Source organism: Gordonia sp. Z-3 (genome assembly GCF_036233855.1).
Lineage (GTDB): Bacteria > Actinomycetota > Actinomycetes > Mycobacteriales > Mycobacteriaceae > Gordonia > Gordonia tangerina.
Window position 1 is genome coordinate 94,065 of record NZ_JAZARS010000010.1, and the last position, 17,211, is coordinate 111,275.

The following is a 17,211-nucleotide window of genomic DNA, read 5'->3' on the forward strand; positions in this document are numbered from 1 at the left end:
GCAACGCCACCAGCACGGAGGGCGCCCACTCGACGCGAAAGGCGCGAAACGCAACCGCGTCCGCACCCTCACTCCTCGATGAGGTTGTACTTCTGATCGCTGTCGCGCCGGCTGGTCGCGGCGGCGGTCGCCGGGTGGACGGCGATGAGGCCCAGACCGTTTCGGCGGCGGCAGGCGGCGGCGAGGGCCTCGTACGCGGGCTCTCCGATGAGTTCGGTCAACTCCGGGGCGTAGGACTGCCACACCTGGGTGGCGCCGACATGGGCGTCGGGGGAGCCCGAGCAGTACCACTTGAGATCGTGGCCACCCTCACCCCAGCCGCGGCGGTCGTATTCGGTGATGGTGGTGCGCAGCACCTCGGTGCCGTCGGGACGTTCCACCCAGTCTTGCTCGCGGCGGATCGGCAGCTGCCAGCAGACGTCGGGTTTCACCGTCAACGGCTCCAGCCCTCGCTTCAGGGCCATCGAATGCAGTGCGCATCCCTCGCCGCCGGCGAACCCTGGTCGGTTGAGAAAAATGCAGGCGCCCTTGTGCTTTCGGGTCTTCAAGGCCGGTTCGTCGTCGAGGTCGCTCTCCTCGAGGTAGCCGCGCGGACCAAGCGGATCCTTGCCGCTGCCCTTCTTGTGGAACTGCCAATCGTCTTCGGTCAGCATCGCCATCGCCTTGGCCAGCTTCTTGCGGTCGTCCTTGTCGGAGAGGTACGCGCCATGACTGCAGCACCCGTCGGTCTCACGGCCCTCAATGATCCCCTGGCAGGCCGGCGTCCCGAACACGCATGTCCAGTACGACAACAGCCACGTCAGGTCGGCCTTGATGACGTGTTGAGGGTTGTCCGGATCGGCGAATTCGTACCATTCGCGGGGGAAGTCGAGATCGACCTCGGGCGCGGGGGTGATGCGTGCGGGGGCCGCGGAACGCGAGGCTTCGGTGCGTGTCACAACTCAACGGTAACCGTCCCCGGCCGTCGCGGCCGGAATGGACGCAGCACGCGATTTCGACCCGCGGGTCCCGCGCGCAACCGTCGAGGCAGTAGTCTTGAGGGCCGTGCGTCTAGGAGTGCTCGACGTGGGCAGCAACACCGTTCATCTGCTGGTGGTGGATGCCCATCGCGGTGGCCATCCCACCCCCATGAGTTCGACGAAGTCAGTCCTTCGGCTCGCCGAGCAGATCGACGACCGCGGGCGTCTCACCGACCGTGCGGCCACCAAACTCATCGAGTCGGTCGACGAGTTCACCCACATCGCATCGACGTCGGGCTGCGAGCAGATCATGGCGTTTGCGACGTCGGCGGTGCGCGACGCGAGCAACAGCGACGAGGTGCTGGCGGCGGTCGCCGACAAGACCGGCGTCGAGGTGACTGTGCTGTCGGGCCGCGACGAGGCGCGTCTGACCTCGTTGGCGGTGCGCCGCTGGTACGGCTGGAGCGCCGGCCGCATCCTGGCCCTCGATATCGGCGGCGGGTCGCTGGAGATGTCCAACGGGGTAGACGAGGAGCCCGAATCGGCGTTGTCGCTGCCACTCGGTGCCGGCCGCCTGACCCGGGAATGGCTGCCCGGTGATCCACCCGACCGACGCCGCGTTTCGGTGCTGCGCGACTGGCTCGACGCCGAGCTGCGTCCGGTGGCCAAGGAGCTGACCGGACCCGGTCGCCCCGACTTGGCCGTTGGTACGTCGAAGACTTTCCGCAGCCTGGCCCGGCTGACCGGCGCGGCGCCGTCGAGTGCGGGTCCGCGGGTCCAGCGCCAGCTCACCGCGAACGGGCTGCGCCAGCTGATCTCCTTCATCTCGCGGATGACCCGCGACGACCGCGCCGAACTCGAAGGTGTCAGCGCCGACCGGGCCGGACAGTTGGTGGCCGGAGCGCTCGTCGCGGAGGCGGCCATGCGGGCGATGTCAGTCGATACACTTGAGATCTGTCCGTGGGCTCTGCGTGAGGGGGTCATCCTGCGTCGGCTCGACTCCGAGCCGACTCAGGCGGCGGAGACCGTCGGCGCCGAGGTCGTGGGCGCCGCGAATGGCGGTCGCGGCCTCGGTTGATCGGCGTGCCGAACCACTGCCGGGACGAGCCGACCACATACTCACATGACGTCCCGCGGGCGCGGGCGAGGAACATCTCGAGGACGGAGAGCGCACTGTATGGCTAGCGAATCGGGTTCCGGGGGCAGCACGAGCGGGCCCGATGACACCGACTCCCGGCCGATCTCGGTCTCGGAGTTGTTGGCCCGCAGCCGCGCGGAGGGCGCGCCGTCCGCCGCCCCGAACCGCGAGACCCGCAATCGACGTCGGGTCGGTCGCGAAGGTGCGGTCTCGGTGTCGGAGCTGACCGGCGAGATCCCGCGGGTGGCCTCCGCCGGCGGCGAGACGCCCGCCCAGCCCGACCGCCCGGCGAGCCGTGCGGGCGCGTCCACCTCCAACCCGGGAGCCGCTCAGGCGCCTCGGGATCGCACCACACCGGTGGAGCAACCCTCCGAGCCGCCACCCGCCCGACCGGCCGCGCCGTTCCCGCGGTCCACCACACCGGTCGCTCGACGTCACGCCGACGATCGTGCATTCCCCGAACGCTCGCAGGCCCCGCAGACGCGCGCTCGCCCCCCGATCGCGGGCCCCCCGGCCGGCCGGTCGCCCGGACTGTCCTCGAGCGGGATGCCCGACTACGCCCAGCCGTCCACCCGCGACTTCAGCGCCGCCGATGTCGCCGACCGCAGCGCGCGGCCCAAGGCTCCGACCGGGTCCGAGTCGCCGGACAAGGCGACCCGAGACAGCGAGAACGCGAACGCCGTCACCGGCATCATTCCGGTGGTCGACGACACCCCGGACGGGCTGGTGGTGATCGACTCCGACGACGTCGACGTGGTCGATCTCGCCGCACCCGGGGACACCGAGAACGCCACCGCCGGCCCGAACACCGCGAACAGCGCCGCCCCCGTCGACACACCGCCTGCCGACGACTTCGAGGCGTACCGCGCGTTCGCCGACATCGAGGAGGACGAGCCGGCGCCGCGTAAGGGGCTGTTCGGGCTGTCGAAGGGTCTGCGGAAGAAAAAGGACCGGTCGGCTCGCCCGGCTGCCGCCCGGGAACGGGAACGCCGCGCAGCCGAGGTCGTCGACGCAACCGGCGTCGACCACGCACCGACCGTCGACGAACAGTCGGGCCCGGCACAGGCCACCGCGCAGGTCGCTTCCGCTGACCACGTGGCCGCCGACGATGCGCCTACCGACGCCGGTTCCGACGACACCCGGAGCACGTCGGTGCTCGGCATGATGGCAGCCCCGGTGGTGGCGGACAGCGTTCGCGACGTCGCCGGCCCCACCGCAGTGTCGGACGCCGCAGAGTCCGAGACCGCAGAGTCCGAGGCCGCAGAGTCCGAGACCGCAGAGTCTGACACCCCAGCGTCGGACACGTCTACCCCCGACGACGATGGACCCGCCACTGAGCCGACCGCCGCCGCGTTGTCGGCGCCGACCGGGCCGCTGATCGATCAGCCGGCCGCCGAGCAGTCCGCGGACGCCGCGGCCACCACGGCCGACGACGATGCCGGCGAGCAATCACCGGTGCTCGCCTGGCTATCGATCATCGGCCAGTCGCTGGCCGGCTTGGCCATCGGTGTGGGTCTCTTCTGGGGATTCACCGAGCTGTGGAAGTGGAATGTGTACTTCGCGCTGGTCCTGGCGGTGCTGGTGATCTTCGGCATCGTCACCTTCGCTCACCTGGTTCGCCGAACCAAGGACCTGACCACCACATTGCTCGCGTTGGGGGTGGCGCTGATCGTGACGATCGGTCCACTCGTGCTGCTGGCCACCTGACCGAATGACCCCACCACTCGTTCGCGACGAGATCCCCGTCGGTCTGTCCACGGCCTCGGTGTACCCGCAGAACACCGAGGCGGCATTCGTCTACGCTGCCGAACTCGGCTTCGACGGCGTCGAACTGATGGTGTGGGGTGAACCGGTCAGCCAGGACATCAAGCACGTCGAGTACTTGTCCGAGCGCTATCAGGTGCCGGTTCTGTCGGTGCATGCGCCGTGCCTGTTGATCTCGCAGCGGGTGTGGGGCCGCGATCCGTTGGTGAAGCTCGGGCGGTCGGTACAGGCGGCCGAGGATCTCGGGGCGCAGACTGTCGTGGTGCATCCGCCGTTTCGGTGGCAACGGGCCTACGTCGACGGTTTTGACGACCTGGTCGCCGAACTCGAGGACGACAGCGGGATCGCCATCGCGGTGGAGAACATGTTTCCGATGCGCGCCGATCGGCTGTTCGGTGCCGGGGAACGCTCGGCACGTCGACTCCGGCAACGCGGCGGCGGGCCGGGACCATCGGCATCGGCATTCGGCAAGTCCATCGACCCGACCGACGACGGCTACGCGCACTACACCCTCGACCTGTCCCACACGGCGACGGCGGGTGTGGATGCGCTCGCGATGTTCGATCGAATGGGCACGGGCCTGAACCATCTGCATCTCGCCGACGGGGACGGCGCGGCCACCGACGAACATCTGCTGCCCGGCGACGGTGATCAGCCCTGCGCGCAGGTGTGCCGCCGACTGGCCGACAGCGACTTCAGCGGAGCCGTTGTGCTCGAGGTCACAACGAGTTCGGCCCGCACCAAACCCGAACGCAGTGCGCTACTGGCACGTTCGCTAGATTTTGCGCGGCGGCACCTCGCACGGGGGCTGCCGTCCGACGATGCCGGGCGGGTGCGTTCCGAACGCAACTGAATCCCCGGCACTGCCGAGGAGGCGACGAGCCATGAGTCAGAAGCTTGCCGACGTACTGGACCTCACCGAGGTGTCCCGGACGGGTGCCGATGCCATCACGTATCGCACGACCATCGATCCGGTGTTCACGATCGGACCGAAGGTCCACGGTGGGAGTTTGCAGATGGTGGTGGCGCACGCCGCGGCCCGGGCACTCGGCGAACTCGCCGCCGACGAGGCGGCCGGTGCGGGCGCGGACGCCAAGATGCCGGTCGCCATCACCAGCGACTACCTCACCGCGCCGGACGCCGCGGACGTCGACCTCGAGATCGTGGTCCGCAAGCGCGGTCGCACGGTGACGGTGATGACGGTCGACGCGGTGCAAAACGGCCGCACCATGGTGTCGTCGTCGGTGACCTGCGCGCGCCCCGACACCGGGGCGCCGCATCATTCGGCACCGACCGTCCTCGACGGCACCCCGGCCGAACCTCCCGTCGACGGCATCGGGTTGGACAACTCACCGATCGCGGAGGTCAACCATCTGGGCCCGGCCCTGGACCTGGTGCTCGACCCGGCGACCTTCCCGGTGGTGCGGGGAGAGACCGGCGAACCCGTGGTGCGTGGCTGGGTCCGCCCAAAGGGCAGTGAGCCCGACACCGATTTCGCCGTGCTGGTGTGTGACATCTCGCCGCCGGTGGTGATGAACCTCGCCCTGTTCGGGTGGGCGCCGACCGTGCAGTTGACCACTTACGTGCGACGTCACCCGGCGCCGGGGTGGCTGCGATTCGCCGCGACGAGCACCGAGGTGGGACCCGGAATGTTCGAGGAAGACCACCTCGTGGTGGACTCGACCGGAACGGTCGTCGCGCAGTCGCGGCAGCTGGCCCTCATCCCGCAGCGGTCGTGACCGCGACGTCCGCGAGACCCGGAATCGAAAGACCAGACGTGAATTCAGAAAGGCCCACCTGTGAGTGAACGCATCGCCATCGTCGGCGGCGGCAAGATCGGCGAAGCGCTGCTGGCCGGACTGATCCAGTCCGGCAAGCAGACCAAGGACCTTGTCGTGGCCGAGAAGATGGACAAACGGGCCAAGGAGATCGCCGACGAGTACGGCGTGCTGGTCACCGACGTCACGTCGGCGGCCGAGGGCGCGCAGTACGTGTTCCTGGCCATCAAACCCGACGACGTCGATTCGGTCCTGCGCGAACTGTCCAGCGCCGACGACGACGCCGAGTCCGAGCGGGTGACCGTAACGCTGGTCGCCGGCCTGCCGTTGTCGCGCTACGAGAACGGTCTGCAGGCGGGTTCGCCGGTGGTGCGGGTGATGCCCAATACGCCGATGCTGGTCAACGAGGCCATGTCCGCGGTGTCGGTGGGCCGCTACGTCGGCGACGACCAACTCGCCGCGGTGGTGCGCCTGCTCGAGACGGTCGGCAAGGTGGCGGTGGTGCCCGAAAAGCAGATGGACGCGGTGACCGCGGTGTCCGGGTCGGGGCCGGCATATGTGTTCCTGATGGCCGAAGCGATGATCGACGCCGGTGTCGCTCTCGGGCTGAGCCGGCCGCAGGCCGCCGAACTGACCGTGCAGACGGTCCGCGGCGCCGGGCTGCTGCTCAGCGAGTCCGGGTTGTCGCCGGTGGATCTGCGGGCCGCGGTGACCTCACCCGGTGGAACCACCGCCGCGGCGATCCGACAGTTCGAGGCCAACGGCTTCCGTCACGGTGTCTACGAGGCCACCCGGGCGTGCGCGGCGGTCTCCAAAAAGGCCGGACATCGACCCGACGTTGAGGGTTTGGGAGGCGCCAACTCGGGCCGGAGCGACGTCGACGCCCCATGATTTTGGGGTAGATTCGCGGGAAACCCCAGGATGTGGGGGTGGGTGCCGGTTTCGGGCACATTTTTCACACAACTCACGTCGCTTTTTTCACATCAGCCACGCTAAGCTCCTTTAAGCACGTGCGTGTCTGGTGTCCGCCGGAGGGGAAGCCGGCGGCCGCGACGCGTGCTTCGGAGGTATGAGTTATTCATGGCACCTGCAGACAAGCCTGGTGACAGGACCGGCGCAGTGAGCAACGCGGCCTCGGGTTCGCAGTTCCTCACGGTCGCCGAGGTCGCATCCCTGATGCGCGTATCGAAGATGACGGTCTACCGGCTCGTGCACAGTGGCGAGCTCCCGGCCGTGCGCGTGGGCCGCTCGTTCCGAGTTCACGCCAAGGCCGTGCACGATTACCTGGAGACCTCGTACTTCGACGTCGGTTAGGCCGGCCCCGAATCGACCCGACTCCCTCGGCAGGTCGCACCGACGATGCGACCTGCCGAGGGAGTCGTGGCATATGCGACCCGATTTCTTCTGATCCACCCGATTTCTTCTGATCCACCCGATTTCTTCTGATCCACCCGATTTCTTCTGATCCACACCGACCGGTAATGTGGGAGGTCGCGTGCTGATGCCCCCGCGTCGCGTCATGCACCGGCTGGGCACACCAGAGAAATCAGTAGTAACCGCGTCAACTGTGAGGAAGCACCCAAATGGGTTCAGTGATCAAGAAGCGCCGCAAGCGCATGTCGAAGAAGAAGCACCGCAAGCTGCTGCGACGTACCCGGGTGCAGCGTCGTAAACTCGGCAAATAGTCGTCGAAGAAGGGGCCCGACCGATGACGGTCGGGCCCCTTTTTCGTGTGTGGTGGCCGGGCGCGTCGCGGCCGCCGCAGCTAACCTGTGACCATGTCCGACGAGCAGTCCGCACCGCCCCGGACCGTCCTGGTCACGGGCGCGTCCACGTTCCTCGGCGGCTACCTGGTCGCGCGGCTGGCGGCCAACCCCGCCATCGAGCGGGTGCTCGCCGTCGACTCCCGGGTGCCGCGTAAGGACCTGCTGCGCCGGATGGGGCGCGCGGAGTTCCTGCGCCTGGACATCCGACGACCGGCCATCGCGAAGGCCATCGCCGGCTACGAGGTCGACACGGTGGTGCATGCGGCGACCTCGATCATGGAGACCGCACCGCATTCGGCCGCGATCAAGGAGTTCAACGTCGTCGGCGCGATGCAGGTGTGCGCGGCCGCCCAGCGCAGTCCGTCGGTCAAGCGGCTCATCCTGCGCTCCACCGCGATGGTCTACGGCGCGAGCGGGCGCGACCCGTCGCACTTCTCCGAGGAGACCCCCGCGCGCCGTGAACCCAAACGCGGATATGGGCGCGACCTGCTCGACATCGAAGGCTACGTGCGTGGTCTCGGTCGGCGCCGACAGGACATCGAGGTCACCATCGTGCGCCCGCAGGCGATCCTCGGCCCACGGATCAACACCCGGATGGGGTCGTATCTGTCCCTGCCCATCGTGCCGACGGTGATCGGCTACCAGCCGCGGCTGCAGTTCCTGCACGAGGAGGATGCGCTCGCGGCGATGGAACACGTGACGCTGACCGGCAAGCCGGGGACGTTCAACGTCTCCGGTGAGGGCGTGGTGACTCTGACACAGGCGATCCGTCGGATCGGGCACGTCGAACTGCCGGTGCCCAGCAGTCTGCTCGCGCCGATCACCGGCGTCTTCCAGGACCTGCGTTCGGCGAAGTTGCGCTCGAGTCAGACCGAGTACCTCACACACGGGCGCGTTCTCGATACGACGCGGATGCGGGTGGAGCTCGGCTTCGTGCCCAAGTTCACCACTCTCGAGACGGTCGACGACTTCATTGCGCGCGGTGGCTCGCAACCGGTCGTCGGTCCGGATACGTGGCGTGCGTTCGAGCGGAAAGTCGTTGGCGCGGCGCATCAGCTGCAATGACGACAGTGATGTGAATGGCGACTAGTCCGATTTGTCTGCGACTTGCCGCACAATCAAGCACAACGGTGACGCAGCCTCTACACTTGGACGCCAGACCCACTCAGGGCGCGCGTACCATAGAGGCTGATCGCCGAAGTGGACGTCGGGGCTGATCAGATCAATGGACGCAGAGGTGAGGATCTTGGCAGGTGGCGGCGCGACGGACGCACGTACCGCGAAAGTGATCCAGCTGTATGCGACCCCTGGGGGCGCGGTGGATTCACGAGGCAGTCGCAACTCGGTCCGCGAGCAGGGGCGCCGGCGACATCCCAGTCAGCAAACCGGCGGAAACGTCACGAAATCGACGCCCGCGCATGGAAAGTCTTCCCAACCGTCACAACTCGGACATCCCAACACCGATGGCTTCGGCAGGCCTGCGGCGCAGGTGACGCCGATCAGTGACGAGGTCCGACTGCCCGCCGAGTCGCTTGGTGTGGAGCACCTCGGGCCCACCCGTTCGAGTCCGTTGTTCTCGCTGTCCGGATTGCGCGGTGCGGTGGCCGACTCGCTGACCGCCACAGCGGGCTTCATCCGGGAGCGGATGACCGGTGACTATGAGGTCGACGAGTTCGGCTTCGACCCGCATTTCACCGAGTCGGTGTGGTTCCCCGCGGTGCGACAAGTGTATGACAACTGGTTTCGGGTCGAGGTGTCCGGCGTCGAGAACCTCCCGGTGGAGGGCGGTGCGCTGCTGGTGGCCAACCATGCCGGCACCTTGCCGATCGATGCCGTGATGACCTCGCTGGCCGTCCGTGACAATCACCCCACCGGTCGGCACCTCCGACTTCTGGCCGCCGACATGGCTTTTGAGACTCCGGCGGTCGGTGAGGTGGCTCGCCGCATCGGAGCCACGGTCGCGTGCACCTCGGATGCCGACCGCCTGCTGCGGGCCGGCGAGCTGACCGCGGTGTGGCCCGAGGGATACAAAGGGATCGGCAAGCTCTACAAGGACCGCTACAAGCTGCAACGGTTCGGGCGCGGCGGGTTCGTCACCACGGCCCTGCGCAACGCGTCGCCGATCATCCCGGTCTCCATCGTCGGGTCCGAAGAGATCTACCCGATGCTCGCCGACCTCAAGCCACTCGCCAAAGTTCTTGGGCTGCCGTACTTTCCGATCACACCGACCTTCCCGTGGCTGGGGCCGCTGGGTGTGGTGCCGCTACCGTCCAAGTGGCACATACACTTCGGCCGTCCCATCGAGACCGGCTCTTATGACGAGTCGTCGGCCGACGACCCGATGGTGGTCTTCGACCTCACCGACCACGTCCGCGAGGAAATCCAGCAGACCTTGTTCCGGATGCTCAGTCGCCGCGGTAGCGTCTACTTCGGCTGAGGTGCGGGCCCGATCCCTGAGAAGGGAGGCGCGCCGGCCTAGTGTCGCGAAGGGGACGGGGTAGATGAAGGCGGTTGCGTGTCAGCACGGTGAGCTCTCGGTGGTCGAACTCCCCACCCCGACACCCGGACCTGGCCAGGTGCTGATTCGGGTCATCCGCGCCGGCATCTGCGGGTCCGATCTGCACGCGCGCACCCATGGCGATGCGAGTGCCGACGTCGCCGCCGAGGTCGGCTATCCCGACTTCATGCGCTCGACCGAGTCGGTGGTGATGGGTCACGAGTTCACCGGCGACGTCGTCTCCTACGGCCCGAAGTGCCGCCGACGCTGGGCGCCGGGAACGCCGGTGGTGTCGGTACCGATGATCAAACACGGCGACGACGCCCATCTGACCGGGTTGTCGGCGCAGGCGGCGGGTGCTTACGCCGACCTGATGCTGGTCTCCGAGGATCTCACCATGCCGGTGCCCGACGGGGTGCCCGCGGAGTTGGCCGCCCTCACCGAGCCGCTGGCCGTCGCCCATCACGCCGTGCGTCGCGGAGATGTCGGCAAACGTGATGTGGCGGTGGTGATCGGCTGCGGACCCATCGGCCTGGCCGTGATCTTGATGCTCAAGGCGGCCGGGGTGCGGACCGTGGTGGCCTCCGACCTTTCGGCCGGCCGGCGGGATCTGGCGTGGCGCTGCGGCGCCGACGTCGTGGTGGACCCACGGTCGGAATCACCGTGGCAGGCCGCCGCCCAGAAGCGCCGCTACCTCACCAGTGCGTCCGACCTGTTCGACACCGCGTTCTCCGCCATGCACGATCTGCAGCGCATCCCCGGGCTACCGTGGGCGAAGGTGATGCGGGCCGCCGAACGGGTCGGCGCCACCCCGCAGGGGCCGGTGGTGTTCGAATGCGTCGGAGTGCCCGGCATCATCGAGGACATCTGCTCGCACGCACCGTTCCGTTCGCGGGTGGTGGTGGTCGGGGTGTGTATGCAGCCGGACACCTTCCGGCCGGCCATGCCGATCAACAAGGAGATCGAGCTGCGCTTTGTATTCGCTTACGATCCAGGAGAATTCCACGACACGCTGCAGATGATCGCCGATCAGAAGGTGGACCCGCGTCCGCTGATCACCGCGACCGTCGGTCTCGGCGGTGTCGCGGCCGCCTTCGAGGCGCTCCGATCGGCCGAACACCACGCGAAGGTGCTCATCGATCCGACCTCCGACGAGACCGGTTTGTGAATCAGCCCTCGTCGGCGGGCACCCGCCCGGCCCGGACCGCCTCGACCAGCGTCTCATGGTCCGCCTCGGTGCGGTCGGCGTAGCGCACCGCGTACCGGCCGATCACCTCGTCGAGATCGGAGTCGTCCTCGAAGTAGCCGGCGAGCAGCCGCGGGTCCAGCGACCGCGCGTGCGCGCGGGCCAGCAGGGCTCCGGCCAGGCGGCCGTAATCGTCGAGGTGGTCGCGTTCCAGGTCGGTGGGGTCGATGTCGCCCTTGAGATTTCGGAACTGTCGCACGATGTAGGGCCGGTCGTCGATGGTGGTCCAGCCCAGCAGGATATCGGTTTCGGATTGGACCAGGCGGGCGCCGCGGACGATCCGCTTGCCTTCGTGCTGGGGCGTCGCCGCCGGCAGAAACGGGGCCAACGCCGAGGGCTGGGCCTGCTTGAGTTGCAGCACCAGGACCTCGTCGTGGTTGCCCAGCAGCAGCGCCACATAGTTGCGCAGACCCACGCTTCCGGTGCCGACGATACGGAACGCGACGTCGGCGACGGAATACCGCGCCATGAGCGTGCGACGCGACTCGCGCAGCGTGTCGGCGTACCGTTCGAGGCCGTCGACGACGGCGTCGGACACGGCTGGGTCGACTGCGGTCAGGATCGGCGGGTCGGAGACGAAACGTCTGCTGCGAATGCCGGTTTCGTGGTCGTCGAGATGTTCGGTCCACTTCGCGGCAACCTTCGCGCTGGTGTTGCGTCGCGCCTTCTTCGCCGCCTTCGCGAAGTCGTCGAGCAACTCGTCGGCCTTCACCCGCTCCAGTGCCGATTCGTCGGGCAGCGCGTTCCAGGACCGCAGGAATCCCACCTCCGCCAGCCCGCGCATGGTGCGGCGGTACGACTTCACCGAGTCCTCGGCGGCGTCGACACAGCCGGACTCGGCAACGCCGCCCTCGCGTCCCGCGAGCACCAGGCTGGTCGCCAGACGTTTCAGATCCCATTCCCACGGACCCTCGATGGTCTCGTCGAAATCGTTGATGTCCATCACGATCTGGCCGTCGGGGGTGCCGTAGAGACCGAAGTTCGCGGCATGTGCGTCCCCGCACAGCTGCGCGGTCAGACCGGTGGCCGGTGAACCCGCGAGGTCGGCGGCCATCAAGCCGGCCGAGCCGCGGAAGAAGGTGAACGGCGAGGCGATCATCCGCCCGACGCGCAATCCGATCAGATGCTCGAGACGGTTCGCGTTGGAGTGCGCGATGAAGTCGAGGACGGTAGGTCGGGTGGCCGACACCGCGGCGTGATCGTGGGCGTCGATGGGGACGTCGGCCCGCAGCGCGCGGCCCTCGGCGCGGCGCTCGTCGTGGTCCACCCGGGTACGTAGGTCGATGCGGCTTCGCTTGTCGGTCATGGCGCTCGGCTCAACCGCGATGCTGCCGGATCATCCTGGTCGCCGTCGCCGCGCCGGCGCCGGCGGCACCGAGCACCAACGCCGTGGTGGCGCCGTACTTGGCCGCCTTGCGCGCGGTACGGAAGTCGTAGATCTCCCAGCCGCGAACCTTGGCCACATCGCGCAGGTCGGCGTCGGGGTTTATCGCGACCGCCGTGCCGACCAGCGACAGCATCGGCACATCGTTGTGCGAATCCGAATACGCGGTGCAGCGCTTGAGATTCAGGCCCTCCCGGATGGCCAGGGCGCGCACCGCATGCGCCTTGCCGGGGCCGTGCAGGATGTCGCCGACCAACCGGCCGGTGAACACTCCGTCGACACTCTCGGCCACTGTGCCCAACGCTCCGGTCAGACCGAGTCGTTCGGCGATGGTCTGCGCGAGTTCCACGGGGGTGGCGGTCACCAACCACACTTGCTGACCCGCGTCGAGGTGGCGCTGCGCGAGGGCGCGGGTGCCGGGCCAGATCTTCTCGGCGATGTAATCGTCGTAGATGTCCTCACCGAGTTCGACGAGCTCTGAGGTTCGCCGCCCGGCGATGAACGACAGAGCCTTCTCCCGGCCCTGCGCCACGTCGTCGGCGTTCTCCTTGCCGGTGATCTGGAACTTCGCCTGCGTCCAGGCGAAGTCGAAGATGTCGCCGTAGGTGAAGTACTTGTGGGCGGCCAGACCGCGCGCGAAGTGGATGATCGACGCGCCCTGCACCAGCGTGTTGTCCACGTCGAAGAACGCCGCGGCGGTCAGATCACGCGGGGTGTCGGTCGGCTCGATGTCGTCGGACGGACGTGCGCGCAGCGAGTCGACCGCCGCCTTCGCACTTGCCTCACCGGCCAGCGACTGACGCAGCTCGTGCGCGGTCTGACGGAAGCGGCCGCTGGTGGCGCGGGCACGTTCGGCGATCCAGGTGGCGACCCGCGACTGCTCTTCCTCGTCGGGATCGTCGTCGCCGTCGTCGCCGGAATCGTCGCGGTGCGCCCCATCGGGATCCATCGCGTCGGCGTGGGCTTCCCAGTCCTCCCCGTCGATCACGTCGTCTGGGTCGATCACGTCGTCTGCGTCGACCACGTCCGCACCGTCGATGACGACGTCGTCGGGGGAGTGGTCGGTCGACTCCTCGGCCTCGTCGTGGGCCGGCTCGGTCGGATCATCCGCACCGGAGCCCGGGACCTCGGCCACGGCTCACCTCCACTCCGCTCATGTCGATCGGACAACCCACAGTAGCCACGCACAAGCGTAGTCGGGACCGATTGCGAGGGGTGACACACTGGTGTGCGAGACCGGCCGCCTGCGGAGCGCGGCGATGGTGCAGACGACCCGAGGAGGATGTCGTGGCGTTGACCCTGCTGACCCGGGACGGGTGCTCGTTGTGCCGCACGGCCCACACCGAATTGACGCGTATCTGTACAGATCTCGGACTCGAATTCGACGAGGTGGACGTCGACCGACTGGCCGCCGACGGCGATGCGGCCTTGCGTGCCGAGTTCGGTGACCGGCTGCCGGTGGTGCTGCTCGACGGCGAGGAGCACAGCTACTGGGAGGTGGACGAACCCCGGTTGCGGGCCGACCTCGCGACCCGCCGCGCGGCGGGCAGATGAACGGCAGGGGTGGGGCCGGGTCAGAACACGTTATCGCGCGGTATACCCTGACCTGAGGTATAGGGGGTTCACAGCCAGGCAGGGCGGGCCGGAAGAGGGTGACCACAGCGTGAGCGGCAGTGCGACCGAGATCCCCGAACCGACGGTGACCCGGCTCGCGACCTATCTGCACGTGCTGCACTCGTTCGGTCAACGCGGCGTCCTGGTGGCCTCCAGCGGGCAACTGGCCACCGCCGCCGGCGTGAACCCCGCCATTCTGCGCAAAGACCTGTCCCATGTGGGCGCCAACGGGGTGCGCGGCGTCGGCTACGACGTCGGACGCCTCACCGCGCGGATCTCGATGGTCCTGCACACCGACAGCACCCACACCGTCGCGCTCGCCGGTGCCGGATGGCTGGGCCGCGCCCTGTTGGCCCACGCCGGGTTCGGACGAGGGTTCCGCGTCGCGGCGATGTTCGACGCCGACCCCGACGTGGTGGGCACCGTGGTGACACCGGAGGGCCCGCAGGTCGCCGCGCTGTCCACGATTGCCGAGGTCTGTGCAGGTCACGGTGGGGAGCCGATCGAAATCGCGGTCATCGCGACTACCGACGCCGACGCGCAGACGGCCTGCGACGCGTTCGTCGGAGCGGGTGTGCGGCAACTGTTGAACGTCACGCCGACGACACTGAACACGGACTCCGATGTCGTCGTGAGACAGGTTGATCTAGCCTTGGAGCTACAGGTGTTGGCGTTCAACGCGACGCGTTCGCGTGTCCGCCGACCAGTCATGGGTGAGGAAACGGTGACGGCGTGAGTGTTTTGTTGTTCGGGGTCTCGCACCGCAGCGCACCGGTCGAGGTGCTCGAGCGGCTGACGGTCTCCGACCATGATCGGCCCAAACTCGTCGACGAATTGTTGTCGTCGCGGGCCATATCGGAAGCGATGCTGGTCTCCACCTGCAACCGGGTGGAGATTTACGCGGTCGTCGACGCCTTCCACCCGGCGCTCGAATCGGTGGGCGCGGTCCTCGGTGACCACTCGGGCATGACCGTCAACGAGATGACCCGCCACGCCTACGTGCGGTACTCCGAGGCCGCCGTCGAGCATCTGTTCACCGTCGCCGCGGGCCTCGACTCGCTGGTCGTCGGCGAACAACAGATCCTCGGCCAGATCCGCAACGCCTACCTCGACGCCGACTCGAACAAGTCCGCCGGCCGGGTGCTGCACGAGCTCGCCCAGCAGGCACTGCGAGTCGGCAAACGTGTGCACACCGAGACCGGCATCGACCGCGCCGGTGCATCGGTGGTGTCGGTGGCCCTGCACCGGGCCCAGTCGCTGCTGACCCGCGAAGGCGCTCACATGCGCTCGGCGGTCGTCGTCGGCGCCGGTGCGATGGGTGGCCTGGCCACCGCGCAACTCGCCCGCGAAGGCGTGAACGACCTGGTCGTGGTCAACCGCACCGTGGCCAACGCCGAACATCTCGCCGGCAACGTCGCCGCCAACCACGGCATCTCGGTGCGCGGTGTCGGCCTTGACGATCTACCCGCCGCGATGGCCACCGCCGACGTCGTGGTGACCTGTACCGGCTCGGTCGGCTCGGTCGTGGGGGTCGGTGAGGTGCATTCGGCGCTGGCCGCCCGCAGCGACCACCGGCCGCTGGTCATCTGCGACCTCGGTCTGCCCCGCAACGTCGACCCGGCCGCCGGCCGACTGCCGCGCGTGCACGTGGTGGACATCGAGGGCCTGCGTGGTGACTCCGAGACCCAGGCCGCGGAGAACGACACGTCCGCGGCGCGCTCGATCGTCGCCGCCGAACTCGCCGACTACCTCACCCATCAGCGTCAGGCCGAGGTCACGCCCACCGTGGCCGCGCTGCGGCAGCGTGCCGCCGAGGTCGTGGAAGCCGAGATCCTGCGCCTCGATGCGCGGCTGCCCGAGCTCGACGATCCGCAACGCGACGAGGTCGCCAAGACGGTGCGCCGCGTCGTCGACAAGCTGCTGCACGCGCCGACCGTGCGGGTCAAACAACTCGCCTCCACCCCCAACGGCGACCACTACGCCGAGGCGCTGCGGGAACTGTTCGAACTCGCGCCGGGCGCCACCGAGTCGGTGTCGGCCCCCGAGGTCGGTGGGCTGGTCACACCCGACACCGGACTCGTCGACCGCGACCGCGGAGACAAGTGAGCGCGCCGACCGGCCAGAACGTGATCCGCATCGGCACGCGGGGTTCACTGCTGGCCCGAACCCAGGCTCAGACCGTCGCCGACGCCCTGATCGCGGCCGGCCACCCGGCCGAACTGGTCATCATCAAGACCGCCGGTGACGCATCGCAGGCCCCGGTCGCCGAGATCGGGGTGGGGGTGTTCACCACCGCCATCCGCGTTGCGCTGCAAAACCGCGAGGTCGACGTCGCGATCCACTCCTACAAGGATCTGCCGACCGCCCCCGAACCTGGGCTCGTCATCCCGGCGATCCCGCCCCGCGAAGATCCCCGAGATGCCCTGGTCAGCCGGGGTGGGATGGTGCTCGGCGAGCTGCCGCCGGGGTCCACGGTGGGCACCTCGGCGCCGCGCCGGGCGGCACAGCTTAAAGCATTGGGTCTCGGTTTGGAAATCCGCCCCCTACGAGGCAACCTTGATTCTCGGTTGGGCAAAGTCGCCAGCGGTGAACTCGACGCAGTCGTGGTCGCCCGGGCCGGTCTGGTAAGGATCGGCAGAGCCGACGAGGTCACCGAGTCGCTGGACCCGGTGGTCCTGCTACCGGCACCGGCACAGGGCGCCTTGGCGGTGGAGTGCCGCTCCGACGATGCCGAACTGGTGAGAATACTCGCCGAGTTGGACGACGCGTCCACACGTGCGGCGATCGATGCCGAGCGGGCAGTGCTCGCGGCCCTGGAGGCCGGGTGCACCGCACCGATCGGGGCGATCGCCGAGGTGGTCGAGTCGATCGACGACGACGGGCGGATCTTCGCCGAACTGTCACTGCGTGCCGCAGTGGCGGCGGAGGACGGATCAGATGTGATCCGGGCTTCGGTGGTGGGACCGGTCGGACGCGCGGAACAACTCGGCAAGGATCTCGCCGCCGAACTGCTGGAGTTGGGAGCGGGCGAGCTCGTATCGCATCTCCGGTAGCAGAAGGAACTG

At 68.3% G+C, this 17,211-nt stretch carries 17 protein-coding genes; 14 read left to right on the plus strand and 3 right to left on the minus strand.

The window, feature by feature from the left end; all coding sequences use genetic code 11:
* Positions 1 to 68 precede the first annotated feature (68 nt).
* On the minus strand, positions 69 to 896 hold the full coding sequence (locus tag VX037_RS13550; protein ID WP_287016913.1) for a hypothetical protein: 828 nt from the start codon (positions 894 to 896) through the stop codon (positions 69 to 71).
* Between the two features lie 148 nt (positions 897 to 1,044).
* Between VX037_RS13550 and VX037_RS13555 the strand changes: the two genes are divergently transcribed.
* The 10 genes from VX037_RS13555 (at position 1,045) to VX037_RS13600 (ending at position 11,070) form a co-directional block, all read left to right on the plus strand.
* Positions 1,045 to 2,037, plus strand: a complete 993-nt coding sequence (locus tag VX037_RS13555) for a Ppx/GppA phosphatase family protein (protein ID WP_235724117.1) — start codon at positions 1,045 to 1,047, stop codon at positions 2,035 to 2,037.
* A 99-nt stretch (positions 2,038 to 2,136) separates the two neighbouring features.
* The gene (locus tag VX037_RS13560; RefSeq protein ID WP_287016872.1) at positions 2,137 to 3,804 is read left to right on the plus strand and encodes a hypothetical protein; all 1,668 of its coding nucleotides are present in this window, start codon (positions 2,137 to 2,139) and stop codon (positions 3,802 to 3,804) included.
* Positions 3,805 to 3,808: 4 nt separating this feature from the next.
* Positions 3,809 to 4,714, plus strand: coding sequence for a sugar phosphate isomerase/epimerase family protein (locus VX037_RS13565; protein ID WP_235724115.1), 906 nt, complete (start codon positions 3,809 to 3,811; stop codon positions 4,712 to 4,714).
* A 31-nt stretch (positions 4,715 to 4,745) separates the two neighbouring features.
* Positions 4,746 to 5,600, plus strand: coding sequence for a thioesterase family protein (locus VX037_RS13570; RefSeq protein ID WP_266060067.1), 855 nt, complete (start codon positions 4,746 to 4,748; stop codon positions 5,598 to 5,600).
* 60 nt (positions 5,601 to 5,660) lie between these two features.
* Complete coding sequence (proC, locus tag VX037_RS13575; RefSeq protein WP_235724113.1) at positions 5,661 to 6,530, plus strand: pyrroline-5-carboxylate reductase; 870 nt, start codon at positions 5,661 to 5,663, stop codon at positions 6,528 to 6,530.
* 189 nt (positions 6,531 to 6,719) lie between these two features.
* Entirely contained in the window at positions 6,720 to 6,953 is a 234-nt protein-coding gene (locus tag VX037_RS13580; protein WP_160900212.1) for a helix-turn-helix domain-containing protein, read from the plus strand.
* A 269-nt stretch (positions 6,954 to 7,222) separates the two neighbouring features.
* Complete coding sequence (locus VX037_RS13585; protein ID WP_003402602.1) at positions 7,223 to 7,324, plus strand: 30S ribosomal protein bS22; 102 nt, start codon at positions 7,223 to 7,225, stop codon at positions 7,322 to 7,324.
* Between the two features lie 93 nt (positions 7,325 to 7,417).
* Positions 7,418 to 8,470: an NAD-dependent epimerase/dehydratase family protein gene (locus VX037_RS13590; RefSeq protein ID WP_287016871.1), complete on the plus strand. Its 1,053-nt coding sequence runs from the start codon at positions 7,418 to 7,420 to the stop codon at positions 8,468 to 8,470.
* 160 nt (positions 8,471 to 8,630) lie between these two features.
* Positions 8,631 to 9,842, plus strand: a complete 1,212-nt coding sequence (locus VX037_RS13595) for a lysophospholipid acyltransferase family protein (RefSeq protein ID WP_328714652.1) — start codon at positions 8,631 to 8,633, stop codon at positions 9,840 to 9,842.
* 64 nt (positions 9,843 to 9,906) lie between these two features.
* Positions 9,907 to 11,070: a zinc-binding dehydrogenase gene (locus VX037_RS13600; protein WP_235724110.1), complete on the plus strand. Its 1,164-nt coding sequence runs from the start codon at positions 9,907 to 9,909 to the stop codon at positions 11,068 to 11,070.
* A gap of 1 nt (position 11,071) precedes the next feature.
* Here the strand turns inward: VX037_RS13600 and VX037_RS13605 are convergent, their stop codons facing one another.
* The gene (locus VX037_RS13605) at positions 11,072 to 12,454 is read right to left on the minus strand and encodes a DUF2252 domain-containing protein (RefSeq protein ID WP_287016869.1); all 1,383 of its coding nucleotides are present in this window, start codon (positions 12,452 to 12,454) and stop codon (positions 11,072 to 11,074) included.
* A 10-nt stretch (positions 12,455 to 12,464) separates the two neighbouring features.
* On the minus strand, positions 12,465 to 13,667 hold the full coding sequence (locus tag VX037_RS13610; RefSeq protein WP_442903671.1) for an HAD family hydrolase: 1,203 nt from the start codon (positions 13,665 to 13,667) through the stop codon (positions 12,465 to 12,467).
* A 152-nt stretch (positions 13,668 to 13,819) separates the two neighbouring features.
* On the opposite strand from VX037_RS13610, the gene VX037_RS13615 reads away from it, so the two are divergent.
* The 4 genes from VX037_RS13615 (at position 13,820) to hemC (ending at position 17,199) form a co-directional block, all read left to right on the plus strand.
* Positions 13,820 to 14,086 (plus strand): glutaredoxin family protein, encoded by a 267-nt coding sequence (locus VX037_RS13615; protein ID WP_266060074.1) that lies wholly within the window; start codon positions 13,820 to 13,822, stop codon positions 14,084 to 14,086.
* A 109-nt stretch (positions 14,087 to 14,195) separates the two neighbouring features.
* Positions 14,196 to 14,882, plus strand: a complete 687-nt coding sequence (locus VX037_RS13620) for a redox-sensing transcriptional repressor Rex (protein ID WP_266060075.1) — start codon at positions 14,196 to 14,198, stop codon at positions 14,880 to 14,882.
* Positions 14,879 to 16,252: a glutamyl-tRNA reductase gene (locus VX037_RS13625; protein ID WP_235724106.1), complete on the plus strand. Its 1,374-nt coding sequence runs from the start codon at positions 14,879 to 14,881 to the stop codon at positions 16,250 to 16,252. Before VX037_RS13620 ends, VX037_RS13625 begins: the two co-directional genes overlap by 4 nt.
* On the plus strand, positions 16,249 to 17,199 hold the full coding sequence (gene hemC, locus VX037_RS13630; protein WP_287016868.1) for a hydroxymethylbilane synthase: 951 nt from the start codon (positions 16,249 to 16,251) through the stop codon (positions 17,197 to 17,199). Before VX037_RS13625 ends, hemC begins: the two co-directional genes overlap by 4 nt.
* Positions 17,200 to 17,211: the final 12 nt, after the last annotated feature.